Origin of the sequence: Enterococcus sp. 10F3_DIV0382 (genome assembly GCF_002140245.1) — a bacterium.
In the GTDB taxonomy this organism is placed as follows: Bacteria; Bacillota; Bacilli; order Lactobacillales; family Enterococcaceae; genus Enterococcus_B; species Enterococcus_B lactis.
Genome location: NZ_NGMF01000001.1, coordinates 1,228,380 through 1,247,011, shown reverse-complemented (window position 1 = coordinate 1,247,011; position 18,632 = coordinate 1,228,380). Strand labels below are relative to the sequence as shown.

At 38.1% G+C, this 18,632-nt stretch carries 24 protein-coding genes; 4 read left to right on the top strand and 20 right to left on the bottom strand.

What is annotated here, in order from left to right; all coding sequences use genetic code 11:
• A partial coding sequence (locus tag A5849_RS06275; RefSeq protein ID WP_086309997.1) for a VanZ family protein occupies window positions 1–405 on the top strand: 405 nt, incomplete at its 5' end.
• A gap of 412 nt (window positions 406–817) precedes the next feature.
• Here A5849_RS06275 and A5849_RS06270 read toward each other — a convergent pair.
• The 15 genes from A5849_RS06270 to A5849_RS06195 form a co-directional block, all read right to left on the bottom strand.
• Window positions 818–1,078, bottom strand: coding sequence for a hypothetical protein (locus tag A5849_RS06270; protein ID WP_002289617.1), 261 nt, complete (start codon window positions 1,076–1,078; stop codon window positions 818–820).
• A 184-nt stretch (window positions 1,079–1,262) separates the two neighbouring features.
• Window positions 1,263–1,760 carry a GAF domain-containing protein gene (locus A5849_RS06265; RefSeq protein ID WP_002293167.1) on the bottom strand — a complete coding sequence of 166 codons (498 nt, stop codon included), beginning with the start codon at window positions 1,758–1,760 and terminating at the stop codon, window positions 1,263–1,265.
• Window positions 1,761–1,888: 128 nt separating this feature from the next.
• Window positions 1,889–2,599 (bottom strand): acetolactate decarboxylase, encoded by a 711-nt coding sequence (gene budA, locus A5849_RS06260; RefSeq protein WP_002308805.1) that lies wholly within the window; start codon window positions 2,597–2,599, stop codon window positions 1,889–1,891.
• 12 nt (window positions 2,600–2,611) lie between these two features.
• A complete protein-coding gene (gene alsS / locus A5849_RS06255; protein ID WP_002348535.1) occupies window positions 2,612–4,276 on the bottom strand; it encodes an acetolactate synthase AlsS in 1,665 nt (554 codons plus the stop codon).
• A gap of 289 nt (window positions 4,277–4,565) precedes the next feature.
• A complete protein-coding gene (locus A5849_RS06250; protein ID WP_002348534.1) occupies window positions 4,566–4,859 on the bottom strand; it encodes a DUF2087 domain-containing protein in 294 nt (97 codons plus the stop codon).
• A gap of 260 nt (window positions 4,860–5,119) precedes the next feature.
• Window positions 5,120–5,467, bottom strand: a complete 348-nt coding sequence (gene rplS, locus A5849_RS06240; RefSeq protein WP_002290284.1) for a 50S ribosomal protein L19 — start codon at window positions 5,465–5,467, stop codon at window positions 5,120–5,122.
• 135 nt (window positions 5,468–5,602) lie between these two features.
• Window positions 5,603–6,364, bottom strand: coding sequence for a tRNA (guanosine(37)-N1)-methyltransferase TrmD (trmD, locus tag A5849_RS06235; RefSeq protein ID WP_002308731.1), 762 nt, complete (start codon window positions 6,362–6,364; stop codon window positions 5,603–5,605).
• The gene (gene rimM, locus A5849_RS06230; RefSeq protein ID WP_002308730.1) at window positions 6,354–6,878 is read right to left on the bottom strand and encodes a ribosome maturation factor RimM; all 525 of its coding nucleotides are present in this window, start codon (window positions 6,876–6,878) and stop codon (window positions 6,354–6,356) included. The genes trmD and rimM overlap by 11 nt, the downstream gene beginning before the upstream one ends.
• 150 nt (window positions 6,879–7,028) lie before the next feature.
• Window positions 7,029–7,820: a hypothetical protein gene (locus A5849_RS06225; protein ID WP_002345215.1), complete on the bottom strand. Its 792-nt coding sequence runs from the start codon at window positions 7,818–7,820 to the stop codon at window positions 7,029–7,031.
• Window positions 7,821–7,943: 123 nt separating this feature from the next.
• Window positions 7,944–8,195: a KH domain-containing protein gene (locus A5849_RS06220; protein ID WP_002308728.1), complete on the bottom strand. Its 252-nt coding sequence runs from the start codon at window positions 8,193–8,195 to the stop codon at window positions 7,944–7,946.
• Between the two features lie 11 nt (window positions 8,196–8,206).
• The gene (gene rpsP, locus A5849_RS06215) at window positions 8,207–8,482 is read right to left on the bottom strand and encodes a 30S ribosomal protein S16 (RefSeq protein ID WP_002290274.1); all 276 of its coding nucleotides are present in this window, start codon (window positions 8,480–8,482) and stop codon (window positions 8,207–8,209) included.
• Between the two features lie 122 nt (window positions 8,483–8,604).
• Complete coding sequence (locus A5849_RS06210; RefSeq protein ID WP_002308727.1) at window positions 8,605–9,375, bottom strand: ABC transporter permease subunit; 771 nt, start codon at window positions 9,373–9,375, stop codon at window positions 8,605–8,607.
• Complete coding sequence (locus A5849_RS06205; RefSeq protein ID WP_002348532.1) at window positions 9,372–10,274, bottom strand: ABC transporter ATP-binding protein; 903 nt, start codon at window positions 10,272–10,274, stop codon at window positions 9,372–9,374. Before A5849_RS06205 ends, A5849_RS06210 begins: the two co-directional genes overlap by 4 nt.
• Window positions 10,274–10,474 carry a PLDc N-terminal domain-containing protein gene (locus A5849_RS06200; protein ID WP_002290267.1) on the bottom strand — a complete coding sequence of 67 codons (201 nt, stop codon included), beginning with the start codon at window positions 10,472–10,474 and terminating at the stop codon, window positions 10,274–10,276. The genes A5849_RS06205 and A5849_RS06200 overlap by 1 nt, the downstream gene beginning before the upstream one ends.
• A 1-nt stretch (window position 10,475) precedes the next feature.
• Window positions 10,476–11,588 (bottom strand): helix-turn-helix domain-containing protein, encoded by a 1,113-nt coding sequence (locus tag A5849_RS06195; protein ID WP_065763635.1) that lies wholly within the window; start codon window positions 11,586–11,588, stop codon window positions 10,476–10,478.
• Between the two features lie 179 nt (window positions 11,589–11,767).
• Between A5849_RS06195 and A5849_RS06190 the strand changes: the two genes are divergently transcribed.
• On the top strand, window positions 11,768–12,322 hold the full coding sequence (locus tag A5849_RS06190) for an NADPH-dependent FMN reductase (RefSeq protein ID WP_002290264.1): 555 nt from the start codon (window positions 11,768–11,770) through the stop codon (window positions 12,320–12,322).
• A gap of 208 nt (window positions 12,323–12,530) precedes the next feature.
• Here A5849_RS06190 and A5849_RS06185 read toward each other — a convergent pair whose 3' ends face one another.
• The 5 genes from A5849_RS06185 to A5849_RS06165 all read right to left on the bottom strand — a co-directional run bounded on the left by A5849_RS06185 (window position 12,531) and on the right by A5849_RS06165 (window position 15,995).
• On the bottom strand, window positions 12,531–13,052 hold the full coding sequence (locus A5849_RS06185; RefSeq protein ID WP_002348529.1) for a dihydrofolate reductase family protein: 522 nt from the start codon (window positions 13,050–13,052) through the stop codon (window positions 12,531–12,533).
• 18 nt (window positions 13,053–13,070) lie between these two features.
• Window positions 13,071–13,643: a DNA-3-methyladenine glycosylase I gene (locus A5849_RS06180; protein ID WP_025478147.1), complete on the bottom strand. Its 573-nt coding sequence runs from the start codon at window positions 13,641–13,643 to the stop codon at window positions 13,071–13,073.
• A gap of 111 nt (window positions 13,644–13,754) precedes the next feature.
• Window positions 13,755–15,173, bottom strand: coding sequence for a signal recognition particle protein (gene ffh, locus A5849_RS06175; RefSeq protein ID WP_002291602.1), 1,419 nt, complete (start codon window positions 15,171–15,173; stop codon window positions 13,755–13,757).
• A gap of 20 nt (window positions 15,174–15,193) precedes the next feature.
• The gene (locus A5849_RS06170; RefSeq protein ID WP_002291603.1) at window positions 15,194–15,532 is read right to left on the bottom strand and encodes a putative DNA-binding protein; all 339 of its coding nucleotides are present in this window, start codon (window positions 15,530–15,532) and stop codon (window positions 15,194–15,196) included.
• Window positions 15,492–15,995: a DUF523 domain-containing protein gene (locus tag A5849_RS06165; protein WP_002313561.1), complete on the bottom strand. Its 504-nt coding sequence runs from the start codon at window positions 15,993–15,995 to the stop codon at window positions 15,492–15,494. Before A5849_RS06165 ends, A5849_RS06170 begins: the two co-directional genes overlap by 41 nt.
• Window positions 15,996–16,125: 130 nt before the next feature.
• Between A5849_RS06165 and A5849_RS06160 the strand changes: the two genes are divergently transcribed.
• Together A5849_RS06160 and A5849_RS06155 are read left to right on the top strand one after the other, a co-directional pair.
• Complete coding sequence (locus A5849_RS06160; RefSeq protein ID WP_002291606.1) at window positions 16,126–16,830, top strand: response regulator transcription factor; 705 nt, start codon at window positions 16,126–16,128, stop codon at window positions 16,828–16,830.
• Complete coding sequence (locus A5849_RS06155) at window positions 16,827–18,566, top strand: ATP-binding protein (RefSeq protein ID WP_002348526.1); 1,740 nt, start codon at window positions 16,827–16,829, stop codon at window positions 18,564–18,566. The genes A5849_RS06160 and A5849_RS06155 overlap by 4 nt, the downstream gene beginning before the upstream one ends.
• Window positions 18,567–18,632: the final 66 nt, after the last annotated feature.

Below are 18,632 nucleotides of genomic sequence, written 5' to 3'. Positions count from 1 at the left end.
AGAATTTATAAGGAAGTAATCATTGGATTTTATATTCTTTATTTTTTAGTATTAATTTATCTGCTCTTTTTAAAAAACATTGGAATAAGAGGACTAGAATCCAATCCTTTATCATTTCTTTCTGATTTTATCAATGGGGATGCGATAATCGTGATGCTGAATATAATCATGTTTATACCATTAGGCTGGATACTATCATTAAATAAAAAACATCTAGGCATAGTGGTTTTGGGTATCTGGTTAATTGAAATAGCGCAATATGTTTTTCGTTTAGGAATATTTGATGTAGGGGATATTATTGCAAATGCTGCTGGTTTCGTTGTGGGCACTATAATAATGGAATCTTTATTCAATAAATTTTCATTTGAAATTACGTCTTTTAGTTTAAATAAAAAAATAAAATAAAAATAGAAACATATACTGGAAGCTAGAACAAGTACTTGAGGATATGACAAAAACTTTTTTAATGATTATGTTTGTTATTTAAAGATAATGTCTGCAATTAAATTAAGTGAAATTAGAGAAGCTATAATCATTATACTTTATTTGTTATTAAATTTTGGCAACTAAAAGGACTTTAGAGATACCTTATATATAATCTAAAAGAAGCGAAGGAGAATTTCTGATAGTGAAGCAAACGAAACTAGTTTTTATATACTGAACTAGATTCAGGTTGTATAGAGAATCAATTAAAGAAAATTTACAATTATTGTGCCACTTAAAAAGAAAAGTGACATATAAAAAAACAACGCCAACTAAATAAAGTGTCTTCAAAAGCTTGGACTCCTCGCTTTTGAAGGCACTTTATTTAAAATCTTTATGAAACTAAAGTATGTTCATATTTATTGCTGTAATTATATAGATATTCTGTCGTTTCCAACTCATAAACGTGAGTGTATTTTGCCACTACTTTTCCGCATTTTTCTAATATTTCATTGCGATCGACGTCATGATATTCATCTACGCAGATCACAACACAATTTTCTAATTTACTGATTACTTCTCCAACCACTTTTTGTTTCAAGCCAATAGGTTGGCAAATATATTTTTTTCCTAAAATGATAGTTTCGTTATTCATATTTCATCCATCCTTAATGTGTTTTTCATTATTTAAAATGATAATACCATTAAAATATGATTATGAAAACTAATAACGCTTGTGATTTTATAAAAAAATAAAAAAACCGAAAAACAGATATCCCCCTGTCTTTCCGGCTCTTTTTATTTTTGATTTTTCTTCTTTTTTGTTTCAATAGTCAATTTTAGTTATTAATAAATGAAAAAGCATTTATATTAAAATTTGCTAATAAAAGATCTACATATTTTTCTAGAAATGCTTGATCGATTTCATCATACCCTTTCGTTACTCCGCAATCGATATCTAAAACACCGATTAAATGACCTTCTTTTACCATTGGTACAACGATTTCTGATTGTGCGGCTGAATCACAGGAAATATAATTTTCATGTTTTTTGACATCGTCAACGATCAATGTCGCTTGTTTTTCAGCTGACTCTCCACAAACTCCTTTTCCCATCTTGATACGTGTGCAGGAAACTCGCCCTTGGAACGGTCCTAAAATCAATTCATTGCCATCAAATAAATAGTATCCTGCAAAGACAGTCTCAGGTAATGTTTCATTCAACAATGCAGATGAATTTGCTAAATTTGCTAACCAGTTATCTTCTGCTTCTAATAATCCTTGTTGCTGTAATAATAGAATTTCGTATGCATCTTTTTTCTGTTTTTCTGTCCACATGATAAAAACCGCTCCTTTTTGATCTATGGAAAAGATTATAGCTCAGTTTTTTGGTAAACGCTAGGTTTGCTTTTCAAAAAAGCGAGATACGTTAGCTTGGTTACCTTAAACGCATCTCGCTGTCTTTTTTATTCTGCTTGTTGGATTTCTGCTGCTAAATCAGCATAATCAATCGTTTCGTGAACAAAAGTCGGATCATCAACTGGAAAGTGCTGTACAAGAGAAGAGATGCGGCTGATTTCCACGTTTCCTTCAGCCACTTCAAAATCCATTACATGTCCGCCAAATGTATGTGTATCATCGATAAAATGCAGATGAAATCCCGCTGCAGCAACTCCTTGGAATAATTCAGGGGTAAAGAACCCGACTAATGTTCCATGAATGTTGCTTTGTTGGAATTCTGGTTGAGACTCTGAAATTTTTGCTAGTCTTCGATAAGGTTTTTCTTGTTTCGGCATGATACGGATATGCATGTTTTTGAATAATCCAGTTATCTTCACTGCTAAAAATAGATTTTCCCCATCTTCTTTTACTAAGATGTGTTTTTTCAATTGTTCTCCATCTGCAGATTCTAAAACAGAAAAACTAGTATCTGGCGTAAAATCTGTAATTGCTGCATAGGGGGTAAGTTCACTTCCATCTAATTGGACAACTGAGCCATCTGATCTTCCTTGATAAGCTACGCCATCTAAAAAGATGACTTCACCATCAAGTCCATGCAATGTTCCCAATCCCAGAGTTCCTTTTTCCAATATGTGAGCAATCGTTTCTGTTCCATCCATCAAGCCGGCCATCAAAGCTCCCAATGTCCCGTGCTGGTATAAGATTTTTTCAGTCATGTCGACACTTCCTTAATAGAATTGATCTGGTAAGATTGTTTCTCCCAATTTCTCATTATCACGGTAATCGATCGGAATATCAATAATTACGGGTCCTTCTGTCGCAAATCCTTCTTCTAAAGCTTTTTCTAATTCCTCTATACTTGTAGCTCGGATCCCTTTAGCACCAAAAGCTTCTGCATATTTCACAAAATCAACTGGACCAAAGTCTACACCTGACGCCCGTTGATATTTCATTTTTTCTTGGAACTCTACCATATTGTAGCGTCCATCATTCCAAATCAAATGAACGATATCCAATTTTTTACGTACAGCCGTTTCTAAATCTTGGGCAGAGAATAAAAATCCGCCATCTCCGGAAACTGATACAATTTGTGTATTTGGACGTACCAGTGCAGCAGAAATCGCCCACGGTAATGCTACACCAAGCGTTTGCATACCATTACTGAATAATAGATGTCGTGGTTCATAACTTCTAAAGTGGCGTGCCATCCAAATATAATGACTCCCTACATCTACAGTAACGGTCATATCATCTGTTACTTTTGATTGAAGTGTGTTGATGACTTCTAAAGGATGCAAAATACCTGCTTCTCCTTTTGATTGGACAATATCCCGCTCCGTTAGTTTTGCTTGAAGAGAATCTAAATATTCTTTCGCATCTTCTGACACTTGTTGAGGCTCTAATGAACCTGTCAGTAAATCAATAGTGGCTGAGATATCACCGATCAATTCTCTTTCAGGCTGCATAAACGGATCGATTTCAGCTGGTGCTTCATCGATCACAATGATCCGCGCATCTTTTTCTGCGTTCCAGTTTCTTGCTTCATATTCGATTGGATCATAGCCAATTGCGATGACTAGGTCGCTTCGTTTCAAAAGCATATCGCCTGGTTGGTTTCTAAACAATCCCACTCGACCAAAGAAATGCGCTTCTAATTCACGTGAGATCACTCCAGCTGCTTGGAATGTCTCTACAACAGGTAATGCTGTCTTTTCAACTAATTGCCGGATAGCTAACGTTTCTTTTTCACTTGATCCCCGCATACCTACTAATAATACCGGTAGTTTTGCTTCCCTGATGCGTTCGGCTAAGTAACGGATATCATCTGCAGAAGCAGAACCTAATTTAGGATCACTCAATGGCTTGATGATATTACCTTGAACTGGCGCATCCACTACATCTTGAGGAATGCTGATAAAACTCGCTCCTTTTTTTGAGCTTTTAGCCATACGATAAGCATTAGCAATCACTTCAGAAATTGTTTCCGGATCTTGGATTTCTGCACTGTATTTTGTGATTGGCTGGAACAGCGCTGCATTATCCATGCTTTGATGGGTCAACTTCAGTAGATCGCTTCGTTTTACTTGCCCGGCAATTGCTAAAACCGGGTCTCCTTCTGCTGTCGCTGTTACCAAACCTGTAGCTAAGTTACTAGCACCTGGACCACTTGTTGCGATAACAACCCCAGGTTCTCCTGTAATACGTCCGATTGCTTGTGCCATAAATGCAGCATTTTGTTCGTGACGAGTTACAATTAATTCAGGACCTTGATCCTCTAATTCATTAAATACACCATCGATTTTTGCGCCTGGTATACCGAATACATAATCAACGTGATGGTTAACCAAACTTTCTACTACAGATTTCGAACCTTGTTTCATTTTTTCAGCCATTGAACATCGTCCTTTTTATGCTTTATTTTTAATTATTAGTTAGAAATAATCACAAATAAGTGATACAGTTTCTAAACCTGTTTCATCCAGAAGTATAGCACGTTTTATTTCATTTGTTTAGCCATATGTTTCAAAAAATGAAAAAGAATGACAGATTTTACATAAAAAACTGTCATTCTTAATTGAAAGTTTCAACCAATTTCACAAGATGACAAAAAAAATTCAAGTATGCGACATTGGTTCTACGCCGCATACTTGAATTTTTTTCAATTAGTATACATCAAAACTTCTAATTTTCATTTCCCATCATCTGATATGCCCGACCGCCTGAACTTCTTTTGAAAAAGCCGAATGTGATTAGGTAACGCCTTTGTTCGACATAATCAGCACTAGAAAATACGTCCATCAATATCGAATTGACTTCTGTTTCTGTATAGATTACTCCATGTTCGAATCGTTTCAAGACTTCTTTCAGCAGGATGTATTTCTTTTTTGTTGCGCTTGGTACTTGTTTTACTTTTCCCTCCTTCATAAATGTCTCCAAAACTTTCATTTTCTCTTGCTCCGTATAAGTATAAATCATCTTCTTTCTCCTTTTGATTCTAAGAATATTCCATTTATGTTAGAATATTCTGTATTTTTTGTTAAAGCGGTTACTCTCAAGAAAGATATTATCATATGGCTCTTTTTTTTACTAATATTTGTCGATAGACTCATCCTAATAAGTTATTCGCCCATTCGAGTAATTAAAAAAATACTGAATCAAGAGTAACGCATTACATGATGAGAACAAAAAAAGAACCCTTGAACTCCAAGGGTTCTTTCTCTGTCTGATAACGATGATTAACGACGGATTTCTTTGATACGAGCAGCTTTTCCGTGTAATGCACGTAGGTAGTACAATTTTGCACGACGTACTTTACCGTAGCGAACTACTTCGATTTTTGCAACACGTGGTGTGTGCAATGGGAATGTACGCTCAACGCCCACTCCGTTAGAAACTTTACGTACTGTATAAGTTTCGCTGATTCCAGCACCGCGGCGTTTGATAACAACACCTTCAAATAACTGGATACGTTCACGAGTACCTTCGACAACTTTTGCGTGAACACGCACAGTGTCACCAGGGCGAAACGCTGGGATGTCAGAACGTAATTGGTCTTTTGTTAATTCTTCGATTAATGGATTCATGGTTTTCTTCTCCTTATTCCAAATATTCTTATGAGCTTTTCTCACAGCGGAATATCGTAATAGTTAAGTGCTTGTACACTCACCATAAAATACTAACATACTATCAATCTACTGTAAAGAAGATTTTAGAAAAATTTACTTGGTTACATCTGCTGTTTTTTCTTGTTCTTCTTTCTTGATCTCTTCTAAAAATTTCGTCATTTGAGGTGTCCATTCAAGTGTTTCCAAGAGATCAGGTCGGCGTTGATAGGTTCTTCTTAGCGACTCTTTTAATTGCCATTCTTCAATCAATTTATGATTTCCATTTGTCAATACTTCTGGTACTTTCATCCCTTTATATTCTGCTGGACGAGTATATTGGGGATGTTCTAATAGACCAGTTGAATAAGAATCGGTTTGGGCAGAAGTCTGATTGCCTAACACATCTGGCAACAGCCGAACTGTTGCATCGATCATGACCATCGCACCTAATTCTCCCCCAGTAAGGACATAATCCCCTAAGGAAACTTCATCTGTCACTAATGTGCGGATACGTTCATCATATCCCTCATAATGACCACAAATGAATACCAGATGTTCTTCCTGTGAAAATTCTTCTGCCATTTTCTGATCGAATCGTTTACCAGCTGGGTCAAGAAGAATTACTCTTTTTTGGACATCCGGTGCAGCTTGTTCGATTGCTTGGATGTTATCATAGATGGGCTGGACTTTGAGCAGCATACCTGCTCCTCCGCCATATGGATAATCATCTACTGTCTGATGTTTGTTATCTGAATAATCACGGAAGTTAGAGATATTGATGTCTAATAATCCTTTATCTACAGCCTTGCCGATGATGGATTCCCCCATAGGGCCTTCAAACATTCTTGGAAATAAAGTCAATACATCAATCTTCATCGTCAATCAGTCCTTCTGGGATTTCTACACGGACCACTCCAGCTTCTAAATCGACTTCTTTGACGACAGAAGCGATATATGGAAGCAAGATATCAGCTTTTTTCGGACGTTGAACGACCCAAACATCATTGGCACCTGGTGACAAGATTTCTTTTACTTTACCTAGTTCCGTTCCATCTTCTTCCACCACACGCAGACCGATGATCTCGTGGTAATAGAATTCATTTTCAGCTAGATCTACAGAGTTGTCTTTTGACACTTTCAATATGCCATCCCGATATTTTTCCACATCATTGATAGAAGGATGTCCTTCAAAACTCAATAAGTCAAAATTTTTATGTTTGCGATGACTTTTGACTGTTAATTCCACAGGTGCTTTTCCATCTTGGAATAATGTCAGCACCGTCCCTTTTTTGTAACGTTCTTCTGGGAAATCCGTTGTTGAGATCACACGGACTTCACCTTTGATACCTTGTGTGTTTACGATTTTTCCTACATTCAAGTATTCAGTCAACTTATATCCCCATTTCTTTTTTGTCTGTTTTATTTTAGCATGTGCGGAGAGGCAATTCTAGTTTTCTTTTAGGGTATTAAGCCAAATTTATGCAAAACTGTGGCTTGCTGTTTTTGATGACTTCTTATTTCTTGGAGCTGAGCACTTCTGTCATGGCTTCTTCATAGAAACTGCCATCTTCAATGCAGCTATAGGGTCTTGACGAGTGATCGTATAGACATTTTTCGGTTCTTGCCAACTTACTTCTACGGCTCGATTCGTCGTATCTCCCATATCAATAGTTATCTTACCAAATTGTTCAGGTGCTGGCAGCCTGTTTTCTTCCAAATAGGCTACGATTTCTTTAGCTAACGGCAAGGGTTCTTGACCATCTATATTATTCCCACGGATCCGAATACGCCAATTTCCTTCTTGCCATTCAAGGTAGCTTGAACCTGCTGCTCCTTGCTGATACCCCGTGATTTGATGACCTAAATCCATTTGCTGCCCATTTGTATCGATCTCAAATGGCTGCAAGACTTGGATCGTTTCTTGACTAGAAGCAAATCCATATTGATAGAGATAAGTTGCAATAGGCGTTTCTTGATTCAATTCGTCAGCATTCAACCTGAGGGGACGATCTGATCCGTAATATAAAATAGAATAGCCTTGCTTTGTTTGTGCCGCTGCGACATTGAGATAGCCAGAAGAAATCGGTACATCTAAAGGCATGGGCACGTTTGGTTGTTGTTCTTTCAATTGGTTTAAAGCAGGCTTTTCCTCATTATTTGAGGTAGCCCTTGTTTGTTCAGTAGATGAAGCCGTTTTAGTACTACTTTTTTCTGTACTTGCAACAGTTTCAGATGTACTGCTTGATAGTTGCGTATTGTCTGATCTTTCAGTAATCAAACTGCAGGCGCTTAACAATAAGACAAACGGAATAAATAACATAGTATTTCTCATTATCTGCTCACTCCCTCCTATTATAAGGATACGCTTTCTTACTTCTTTTGCCAAATAATCATTTCTTCAATTAATAAAAAAACAAAAAAGCTGTACTCGGAAATTCGAGTACAGCACGTTTATTTACTTTTCCTTATCATCGATGATATTCAAACGCACTTTTTTTGGTGCATTGATCCGAACACCGTAAACGATCGTGCGGATTGCTTTGGCCACACGCCCTTGTTTTCCGATGATACGGCCAATATCTTCAGGTGCCACTGTTAGGTTGTACTCGTAAAAATCTTTCGACTCTACGACCTCTAACTTGACTTGATCAGGATAAGTGACTAGCGGACGAACGATTGTTAAGACTAAGTCGCTTAAATCTTTCATATCCGGTCACCTTATTTCTTTGAGAATTTAGCTTCGTGGTGTTTTTGCATAACGCCTTCTTTTGAAAGGATGTTACGTACAGTGTCAGAAGGTTGTGCACCTTTTGATAACCAGTCAAGAACTAAGTCTTCTTTTAAAACTACTTCTGCAGGGTCTTTCAAAGGATTGTAAGTACCTACAGTTTCGATGAAACGTCCATCACGAGGAGAACGTGAATCAGCTACGACGATACGGTAAAAAGGACTCTTTTTAGAACCCATACGTTTTAAACGGATTTTAACTGCCATTATTTATTTCCACCTCCATTGTTTTATTCACAAGATGTAGTGTAACAGTTTTTTTTTACCCTGTAAAGCTTTTTTTCTTTACAGCTTGATTAAATTCGATTTTTTTTAGGAAATAGCAGATTTTAGACTTCTTTTTTGTTAAAAACAAGCCACCCAGCTACGATGGATATGACGATAGAACAACATGTCACTGCTAATGACCGAGTATAATCTGCAAGGTGGATTTCTTTCGCAAGAAAATTTGAGGAAGAAATCAAATAAGTCGGTACATATTCTGCTACTTTAGAGAACAACCCAGCACCATAACTCAGAATGACCGTTCCCCCACTAGCCAACAGAACCGCATAATTGGAAGAAAGAAAAGCTGAATAAAATAAAATCAATGAATAAAGCCAACAACCAAAAAAATAATAAGTAAAACTGATAAATAAAGGATGGGTGATAATCGACTGGTCCCAATAATAAATCGTGTATGCTAGCGTAATACTATAACAGCACCAATAGCTGACACTCCAAAATAGTATACCCATGATCCATTTCGACAGAAATATCTTCCAGCGCTTCATCCCTTTTGTCAGCAAGTTGATGATTGTTCCGTTTTGGTATTCGCTTGTCAATATCCCACTGAATAAAAGAAGGAAAAAAATCAGCAACATCGGAATATTTTTATAAAATTGTGTCCATGAAGTCGTTGCATCAACTGTAATCTTCTGAACAGAAATCCCTGACTCTGCCAGAGTTGTTGACATAGCTTGCACTAAATAAGGAGTCAATTTAGCTAGCAATGGATTCATTATACCGAAAATCACTGTGAGCGCACTTAGCGTGATGATTTTTCCAGTACGCCAGTTTTCCTTTAGCTCCTTTTTGGCGAAGGCAATGAGTTGTCTCATGATTGAACTACCTCCAAAAAGAGTTTTTCTAGCGTAGGTTCTTCCATCTGGACCGATTGGACTGGCAATTGGTATTTGGCTAGCAAATCCATAGCAAAAAGCATTTCTTCTTTACTTTTTTGTGGATAAGCTATACGCAGTTCACTTCGGATCATCCCTCCAGGTAAAAGCTCTTCAAATTGTTCGCGCTCTTTTTTGGAAAAAAATACGATCTCAAACCCACTAGCATTTGTTTGCTTTTTCAATTCGTCCACTGATCCAGACAACACGATTTTTCCCTTATCCAAAAAAGCAACTTTGTCACAGATACGCACCACATCAGATAAAATATGAGTTGAAAATAAAATCGTCGTTTGCTCTTTCACAGAGGATAAGATATCTAAGATTTCTTTTCGACCAACAGGATCAAGAGCAGAAGTTGGTTCATCGCAAATGAGTAATTTGGGCTCGTTCAACAAGGCTTGAGCAATCCCTAAACGTTGTCGCATCCCTCTGGAAAATTTTTTGATCCGCTTCTTTTCATTCGACAGACCGACAAGTGACAACAGTTCATTGGTTTTTTCCTTTATCCGCTGTTTAGGCATTCCTGTGAGTTCGCCGCAAAAGATCAAATACTCAGAAGCAGTCATATAATCATAAAAAACCGGTACATCAGCTAAATAGCCGATTTCTTGATTGGTCGTTGTTTGTCCGTACTCTACTTCTTTTCCGTTCACTCGGATCGTTCCGCTGTCTTTTTTGATAAGACCTAAGATCAGTTTCATAGTTGTCGTTTTTCCAGCACCGTTTTTACCGATGAAACCAAAAATCGTCTGTTCTTCTACAGAAAAAGATAAATCATCTAGCAATTTGTTTGTACCAAAAGACTTTGAGACTTTTTCAAGTGTCAAGATAGCCACTACGCATCCTCCTTGCCAAAAATCAAATAAAGGACAGGGCCGATAAACTGCATACCAACAATAACAATAATCACCCATATCATTCGATTTCCATGTTTATATGCAGAATGTGTAAAGATATGATGAAGTACATAAATAAGTAATCCAAACTGTACAATGATTAAAGGAATTAAAAACGGAAGAAATTCTTTGATGCTCATATTACTCGCCCGCCAATCGTTTTTTTAGTTTTTCAATTTTTGATCTTTCAATTTGTTGAAAAATCGGATTTTCTAATGCACTCAATGCCCCTTCCCTGATGATTTTCGTGTCTCTTATTTGCTGTACCCCAAGATCTGCTCCTTCAAATATCTCATTTATCTCATCAAAATACCTATCACCATGAAGAATCCTGCCTTCCTCACTTAAAAGTATAAGTGTCAAATCCACAAACTGTTTTAAACACTTTATTACTTGTTCTTCTTTTTCATGTTTCGCATAAGCACAGGCTGCAGCGTAAGAAAATTGAGCACAACTGTTGGGATGGATCGCCGTCAGGTTGAATGCTTGGATCACAGCATCTATTCTATTGACAGTTTCTTCTATAACCGGTAATTGAATGATTTGGATCAATAGATAATGAGTGGCTGAAGATACGAGATTGATTAAATGAGAAAACATGCTGAATTGAGTATAGCTTACCGCTTTTTTTGTTTGACCAGCGGCTCGGTACGCTTGGATAAGCAAGGTGTCGCTTTGCTGGGCAAAACGATAAGGATCCGCTTTTTCTTCGATTTCAGATAAAGCTTCTTCTGGTTTGCCTAACTGGAGCATGACCGCTACTTTTAACAAAGAAGCATTATTGCATAGAGATAATTCTGCTGATTCTTCAACGATTTTCGTACATAACGCTTCTGCTTCAGACAGAATTGCTTGTTGTTCCTCCAGATCCTTTGTTAGCATAAAATGATTCAACCACAAAACGACTACTTGTAGAAGAAAAGGATAACATGAGTAATATTGTTTGACCGCTTTTCTACAGTCCTCCATCACATATTCAAAGGGCTCTTTAGAAAAAGCGGTGGTCCACTGCTGATAAAAGTGTCTGATTTGCTCTTTCGTCAATTGAGGATGATAGCCGAGCAGTTCATCAACAGACACATCAAAAAAACTGGCTAATTTAGGCAATATGAGTACATCAGGCATACTTTGGCCTGTCTCCCATTTGGAAACAGAAGCTTTTGTCACACCTATGAATTCGGCTAGAGTTTCTTGAGTCACGCCTTTTTCCTTTCGTAAATTTGCTACATTTTTCGATAATGATAATTCTTCCATCTTATCCCTCCTTTTTCTTCATTATATAGACTTTCTAAGAGGGTTGGCAATGGAGACTAACGATACTTCGCGATCATTTGTCAACTAAAACGAAACTTTTGCCAGTAAGTGTTTTTATTTGCTCCAGTTACTTATTTTTTGTAAGATTATTATAGATAGTTTGAAGGAGGAAAAATCGTATGACAAAAAAAATTGGATTTTTTATTGGTAGTTTAAGAAAAGATTCTTACAACAAAAAAGTAGCAGAAGCTTTTGCGAAATTGCTTCCTGAAGGGTACGAAAGTGTATTTGTAAAATTCGATGATCTGCCATTTTACAATGAGGATCTTGAAACCCCAGAAAAAGCTCCTGCTGAATGGACTCGTTTTCGTGAGGAAGTGAGCGGATTAGACGGTGTCGTTTTCGTTACTCCTGAATACAACCGCTCTGTGCCAGCAGTATTGAAAAACGCTTTAGATGTAGGCTCAAGACCTTATGGACACAGTGTTTGGGATCATAAACCAGGTTTAGTCGTTACTGCATCACCAGGTGGGATTGGCGGCTTTGGCGCAAACCACCATCTACGCCAATCACTTGTCTTTTTGAATGTGCCAACCTTGCAACAACCGGAAGCATATATCGGAAACGTTGCGAATCTAATTGATGAAAACGGCAATATCGTTGAAGGAACATTAAGTTTCTTCCAAACGATTTTAGATGCGTATCTAGATTTTTCTAACAAATTAGCAGAATAAAATCAGAACAATTAAAAAAAGAGGCTGGGACAGAAGCGTTTAACTCCAAGAAATAAGAAGGAATTCACGAAAATTGCTTTTCAAATTTTTGTGAAATTCAGCTTATTTCCGAAGGAGTTGCTTCTGCTTCCGCCGTTTATATGTGTTTAGAGCGTGAGACAAAAGTAAAGAACACTTTTGTCTCACGCTTCTTTTGTTTTATTTGCTTCTACTTTCGTACATAATGTAATTCGATAAATTCACCGAATCGTGTCGTATCTAGCAATTCAAAACGTGCTTCATAGGTTCCTTTTTGGAATAAAGGGATTCCGTCCCCTAATAATACAGGGGCAATCTGGATATACCATTCATCAATCATTTGATGTTCTACTAACGGTTTGATCAATCGACCGCCACCCACGACCCAGATATCTTTTCCTTCTGTCATTTGTAGATTTTTTAGAAAAGCAACAGGCTCTTCGTGTACGACCTCAGCATCTGGCAATTGTAATTGTGCATTGGTTGAAAAAACGAAATTCTTTTTCTCTGGATAAATTGCTTCGGTTTCCAAATATTTTTTTGCTTCTTGATAAGTTTTCCTGCCCATGATGGTCGTATCGATTGTTTCATAAAAAGCTTCATAAGTGGTTTGCTCACCTGTCGGAGTGTCAAAAAGCCATTGAAGGTCATCCGTTTTCGTTGCCAAATAACCATCTAAACTTACAGCGCCATAAAATATGATTTTTCGCATGTTTTATTCGCCCTTTCTTTATTTTCTTCCGATACGTACGACCTCTTCTTTGCGGAAACAACTGTCAAGGTGATCATTGATGATCCCGACTGCTTCTAAAAAAGCATAGATTGTCGTACTGCCAATAAATTTAAATCCTCTTTTCTTTAGATCTTTTGCTAATTCATCTGAAAGAGGACTTGTTGTCGGGACTTCTTCTTGTGAATGATAAGAAGAATCAACGATTTTTCCATTAGAAAACGACCAAAGATACTCAGAAAAACTGCCGAATTCTTCTTGAATCTTCAAGACTGCTTTAGCGTTTTGGACAGCAGCTTCGATTTTTCTGCGGTTCCGAATAATTCCTTTGTTTTCCATTAGTTCGCTCATTTTTGTTTCTCCATAATTTGCGACTTTTTGGATATCGAATTGATCATATGCTTTATCGAATGCTTCACTTTTATTTAAAATCGTCTGCCAACTCAATCCTGCCTGATTGATGTCGAGCATCAATTTTCGGAACAGCTTTTGGTCATCATATTCAGGAACACCCCAGACAGTATCATGATATTGCTGCATATTTTCTGTCTGTTCACTCCACGGACATCTCATTTGTGCCACCTCTTTGTTTAGAGTAATTGTATCAGTAAAGAATAAAAATTGCTGATAGAAAAGCTCCGGCAATAGACATTTTCAGTCTGTACCGAAGCTGTTTTTTTTATCTTATTTCCGTTTTTTCTTTTTCTTCTTATTTTTCTTGATCATTCGATTCATCGCCATTTTGCCTAGTTTCCCTTTGACGCCTGATCCAAACATTTGGTCCATACCTGGGATGTTCATATCCCCTTTGGACATTTGTTGCATCATTTTTCTTGATTCCTTGAATTGCTTGATCATTCGGTTTACTTCAACCACACTGTTTCCAGAACCAGCAGCAATTCGGCGACGACGGCTTGGATTCAACAGATCAGGATTTGCTCTTTCTGCTGGTGTCATAGAATAAACCATCGCTTTTTTGCGTTCAACATCTTTTGGATCTACCTTGACGTTTTCGATTCCAGGGACTTGATTCATTCCTGGGATCATTTTGATTAGATCTTCCAGTGGGCCCATCCCCATCACTTGATCGAGTTGTTCAATAAAGTCATTGAAATCAAATGAGTTTTCCCGCATCTTCTGTGCAAGTTCTTCCGCTTTTTTCTCATCATAGTCTTGCTGCGCTTTTTCAATCAGTGTCAGCATGTCCCCCATACCAAGGATACGGCTAGCCATACGATCTGGGTGGAATACTTCTAAGTCAGTCAATTTTTCACCAGAACCGATGAATTTGATTGGTGCGCCTGTCACTGAGCGGATCGATAATGCTGCCCCGCCTCGAGTATCCCCATCAAGTTTAGTGATGACTACTCCAGTAATCCCTAATTGCTGATTGAAGCTGTCAGCTACATTGACGGCATCTTGACCAGTCATGGCATCGACAACCAACAAGATCTCATTTGGTTGAGTTAATTCTTTGATTTGTTTCAACTCATCCATCAATGTTTCATCGATGTGTAGACGTCCTGCCGTATCGATCAATACATAGTCGTTTTTCTTTTCTCTTGCTAGCTCCATCCCTTGACGAACGATTTCTACTGGGCTGACTTCTGTTCCCATATCAAATACAGGAACATCTAGCTGTTGACCTAATACTTTCAATTGGTCGATCGCTGCTGGCCGATATACGTCCCCTGCGATTAGGAGCGGACGAGCATTTTCATTTTTCTTTAAATAATTCGCTAATTTACCGGTAAAAGTTGTTTTACCTGCCCCTTGTAGACCAGCCATCATGATAACAGTTGGTATTTTTGGTGATTTATTTAACTCTGCTGTTTCAGAACCAAGTGTGATTGTTAATTCTTCATCAACGATTTTTACGATTTGTTGTGCTGGTGATAAACTTTCCAGCACTTCTGCCCCTACCGCACGTTCGCGTACGCGTTTAGTAAAGTCTTTGACTACTTGCAAGTTAACATCGGCTTCTAGTAAGGCAAGGCGGATTTCCCGCATCATTTCTTTTACGTCAGCTTCTGATACTTTTCCTTTTTTTCTTAGTTTTCCCATCGCCTGCTGGAGACGTTCAGTTAAGCTTTCAAATGCCATATTTTCTTCATTCCTTTTATTTATTCTTCGATTGCTTGAATTTGCTGTACATATTCAAGCAGTTTTTTATCTTCCGGATACTTATCAGTAATATATGCGGTCATCTTTTCCAATATCTGTTCTCGGACAATATAATCAGAGAAGAGATGGAGTTTTTTTTCATAATCCTCCAAGATCTTGCTTGTCCGCTTGATATTATCATATACTGCTTGACGACTTACTTCGTATTCTTCCGCGATCTCGCCTAATGAAAAATCATCTGCATAATATAACTCCATGTAGTTCATTTGTTTTTCTGTCAATAAGGTCGAATAAAATTCAAAGAGCGCGTTCATTCGATTGGTCTTTTCGATTTCCATTCTGCTCACCTCTAGTTTTCAGCCATTCTTCATCAGAGAGCACAGTCATTTTTTGCTGAATAAAATAAGCAGTGGCCACTCCGGCGCCATTTTTTGTTATTCCGGAAAAGCTTCCATCATAAATCGAATGGGTCCCGCATGAAGGGCTTTTTTCCTTCACGATGACTAGATCAATGTGCTTTTCCTGCAATTTTTGATAGGCTTTGATCGCGCCGTTTTTGTACGCTTCCGTTACATCTTCGCCGCTTGTCGTCCATACTTTTGCTTGATCTTTCCACACATCGAACCCATTTCCACCAATGATTTCAGCAGGATCTCTAGGAATTGACAATCCGCCGATTACTTCTGGACAGACCATGACGGCTTCGCCAGTTTCAACTAGTTCCATCAATTCTGGTACTTCTTTTTTCTGTCCATCATAGCGACAGGCCAGACCGCCTAAACATGCACTGATTCCAATCATTGACTGCTCTTCCTTTCTATTCAGCAAAGTGCCTTCCTATTATACCATTTATTTCTTCTGTAAAATAGCCCCTTGTACTGATTCTATGCTAAAATATAAACAGAATGAAACCTATTTAAAGGAGATTTGAATGAAAAAAATACTAGTTGTTGATGATGAACCTTCTATTGTGACGCTCTTGACGTTCAATTTGGAAAAAGAAGGCTATAAGGTAACCAGTGCCGCAGATGGAGGCGAAGGATTAGAATTAGCATTAGAACAATCATTTGATTTCATCATTTTAGATGTGATGCTTCCAACGATGGATGGCATGGAGATCACTCAGCGGCTGCGTCAAGAAAAAAATGAAACACCGATTTTGATGCTGACGGCTAAAGATGATCAGGTGGATCGAATCATTGGTCTTGAGATAGGTGCTGATGACTATTTGACCAAACCATTTAGTCCACGTGAAGTATTAGCCCGTATGAAAGCCATATTCAGACGGATCGAACCTCGTAAGCAATCAAAAGATGAAGCTGAGCCTGAATATCTATCGATTGGACAAATCACTGCTGATTTGACCAATTATCAAGTCACCGTAGACGATCATCTGATTGAACTAACACCGAAAGAATTTGAATTACTCGTTTATTTCATGAAACGAAAAGACCGTGTGATCGATCGCGACACATTGCTAGACCGCATTTGGAATTTTGACTTCGCAGGACAAAGCCGTATCGTAGATGTACACGTTAGTCATTTGCGAGAAAAAATCGAGCGAGATCCAAAACATCCAAAGTACTTGGTGACTGTTAGAGGATTTGGCTATAAGTTTCAGGAACCAAAACGATGAAATGGAAAAAAATTTATGAGCGTCTCTTCTTTCTTATTCTTTTGATTAGTTTATTTTTTGGTGGTTGGCAATTGATCTCCCATTATTTCCAACAACAGATCGTCGAACAGCAAGAAAGCTACCTGACAAAAAAAGCACAACTACTGATCCGGCAATTAGATGTCGAAAACCTCCAAGCGGCGCAAAACAAAACTGCTTTGGAAGAATTCGTCCATCAGTCGAACGAACGGATCACTTTAATGGATGCTACTGGAAAAATCTTATTTGACACAAACAATGAAACATTGAATGAACAGCGAAGTTCTCGTCCAGAAATAAAAGCTGTATTGAATGGTGGGAACCTAGGTAGCGCTTTGCGCAAAAGTACTACTTTGAATGAGGATCTTTTATACGTCGCATTACCAGTCAAAAAAGGAGGCCAGTTAGAAGCCATTTTACGTATCGCAGAACCGACAAGCGGATTTTTACCGAGAACGGAAAGTTTTCGCCGTTGGGTCTTTTTCTTCTTTCTGTCTTTCTTCCTTGTTCTTGCAGGAATGATCTATTACCTGATCTACCAAAAAAATCAGCCTTTGAAAACTGTCCTGCCTGTTCTTAGAAAAATGGTACAAAATCCAAACCAATCAGAAGTAATCATGCAGACACCTGACCAATGGGAGGAATTGTATCAGACGATCAATGCGCTGAGCGAACAAATGAGTAAGATGTATCGAGCGTATACTACAACAGAAGAACAATTGTACACATTATTAAATGAACTGATGATAGGCGTATTCCTGATTGATGATGCTGATTCTCGTTTACTACTGCTTAATCCAAAGATGCAGTTGCATTTAAACGTGACAAGCTATGAACCTGAACAACGATACACAGAAGTCATCCAAGAGCCAAAACTCATTCAGCTGATTCACCAAGTGACTCCTGAGCATCCGCTGATCCATCAGGAGATCACCATCGCTGAAGGACGACAGACATTAGACTTGAGTTTGCGCTACTTTACTAATTCAGAAGGTACCGGACAGATTCTAGGGGTGGCGTATGACTTAACGAAAGTGCGACGTTTAGAAAAGCTACAAAAGGATTTCGTGGGCAACGTCTCCCACGAATTAAAAACTCCTGTGACTTCACTGATTGGTTTTACCGAGACTTTACTGGATGGTGCAAAAGATGACCCACAAACTCTGACTTCTTTTCTTGAGATCATGCAAAAAGATGCGATTCGGTTAGATAAATTGATTCGGGAAATCATCCAGCTGTCAAAAGACGGTGAAAATTCTTACGAGATCCAGACGATTTATACAGAACCTTATTTCCAGCAAATCGTTCAAAATTATCAGCCAATCATCGAAAAGAAACGGTTGACGATTCGATTGATTGGAAAGAACGAACCATTTACTACTAAAACAGATATCCTTTATCCAATCCTCAAAAATCTGATTGAAAATGCTGTCCAATACTCAAAAAACGACAGCGAGATCATTATCCGTTACCAGGCAACAGATGAATTATCGTTTTCTGTCCAAGATTTTGGTATAGGTATCGACATTGAGGATCAGGAACGGATCTTTGAGCGTTTTTACCGCGTAGACAAGGCACGAAGCCGACATTCAGGCGGGACCGGACTAGGGTTAGCGATTGTAAAAGACTACGTGCAACTCCTTCATGGTACAATTACTGTAGACAGTCATCTTGGAACAGGTTCGACTTTCACCGTTACCATTCCGAAAAGCAATTAAATAAGGCCTGCTTGCAGCAATGTTTAGATGTCTAACGATCATCTACTACGCTGAAAAGCAGGCTTT

Bases quoted from the DNA above. Each gene is read 5' to 3' on its own strand.
- A5849_RS06180 (WP_025478147.1), bottom strand. From the start codon at position 13,643: ATGAGATGTCCGTGGAGTGAACAGACAGAAAATATGCAGCAATATCAT.
- A5849_RS06195 (WP_065763635.1), bottom strand. From the start codon at position 11,588: ATGGAAGAATTATCATTATCGAAAAATGTAGCAAATTTACGAAAGGAA.
- A5849_RS06155 (WP_002348526.1), top strand. From the start codon at position 16,827: ATGAAATGGAAAAAAATTTATGAGCGTCTCTTCTTTCTTATTCTTTTG.
- A5849_RS06190 (WP_002290264.1), top strand. From the start codon at position 11,768: ATGACAAAAAAAATTGGATTTTTTATTGGTAGTTTAAGAAAAGATTCT.
- A5849_RS06225 (WP_002345215.1), bottom strand. From the start codon at position 7,820: ATGAGAAATACTATGTTATTTATTCCGTTTGTCTTATTGTTAAGCGCC.
- alsS (WP_002348535.1), bottom strand. From the start codon at position 4,276: ATGGCTGAAAAAATGAAACAAGGTTCGAAATCTGTAGTAGAAAGTTTG.
- A5849_RS06160 (WP_002291606.1), top strand. From the start codon at position 16,126: ATGAAAAAAATACTAGTTGTTGATGATGAACCTTCTATTGTGACGCTC.
- A5849_RS06220 (WP_002308728.1), bottom strand. From the start codon at position 8,195: ATGAAAGATTTAAGCGACTTAGTCTTAACAATCGTTCGTCCGCTAGTC.
- A5849_RS06200 (WP_002290267.1), bottom strand. From the start codon at position 10,474: ATGAGCATCAAAGAATTTCTTCCGTTTTTAATTCCTTTAATCATTGTA.
- A5849_RS06270 (WP_002289617.1), bottom strand. From the start codon at position 1,078: ATGAATAACGAAACTATCATTTTAGGAAAAAAATATATTTGCCAACCT.
- trmD (WP_002308731.1), bottom strand. From the start codon at position 6,364: ATGAAGATTGATGTATTGACTTTATTTCCAAGAATGTTTGAAGGCCCT.
- A5849_RS06250 (WP_002348534.1), bottom strand. From the start codon at position 4,859: ATGATTTATACTTATACGGAGCAAGAGAAAATGAAAGTTTTGGAGACA.
- ffh (WP_002291602.1), bottom strand. From the start codon at position 15,173: ATGGCATTTGAAAGCTTAACTGAACGTCTCCAGCAGGCGATGGGAAAA.
- A5849_RS06210 (WP_002308727.1), bottom strand. From the start codon at position 9,375: ATGAGACAACTCATTGCCTTCGCCAAAAAGGAGCTAAAGGAAAACTGG.
- A5849_RS06170 (WP_002291603.1), bottom strand. From the start codon at position 15,532: ATGGAAATCGAAAAGACCAATCGAATGAACGCGCTCTTTGAATTTTAT.
- A5849_RS06265 (WP_002293167.1), bottom strand. From the start codon at position 1,760: ATGTGGACAGAAAAACAGAAAAAAGATGCATACGAAATTCTATTATTA.
- rpsP (WP_002290274.1), bottom strand. From the start codon at position 8,482: ATGGCAGTTAAAATCCGTTTAAAACGTATGGGTTCTAAAAAGAGTCCT.
- rplS (WP_002290284.1), bottom strand. From the start codon at position 5,467: ATGAATCCATTAATCGAAGAATTAACAAAAGACCAATTACGTTCTGAC.
- A5849_RS06165 (WP_002313561.1), bottom strand. From the start codon at position 15,995: ATGATTGGAATCAGTGCATGTTTAGGCGGTCTGGCCTGTCGCTATGAT.
- A5849_RS06185 (WP_002348529.1), bottom strand. From the start codon at position 13,052: ATGCGAAAAATCATATTTTATGGCGCTGTAAGTTTAGATGGTTATTTG.
- budA (WP_002308805.1), bottom strand. From the start codon at position 2,599: ATGACTGAAAAAATCTTATACCAGCACGGGACATTGGGAGCTTTGATG.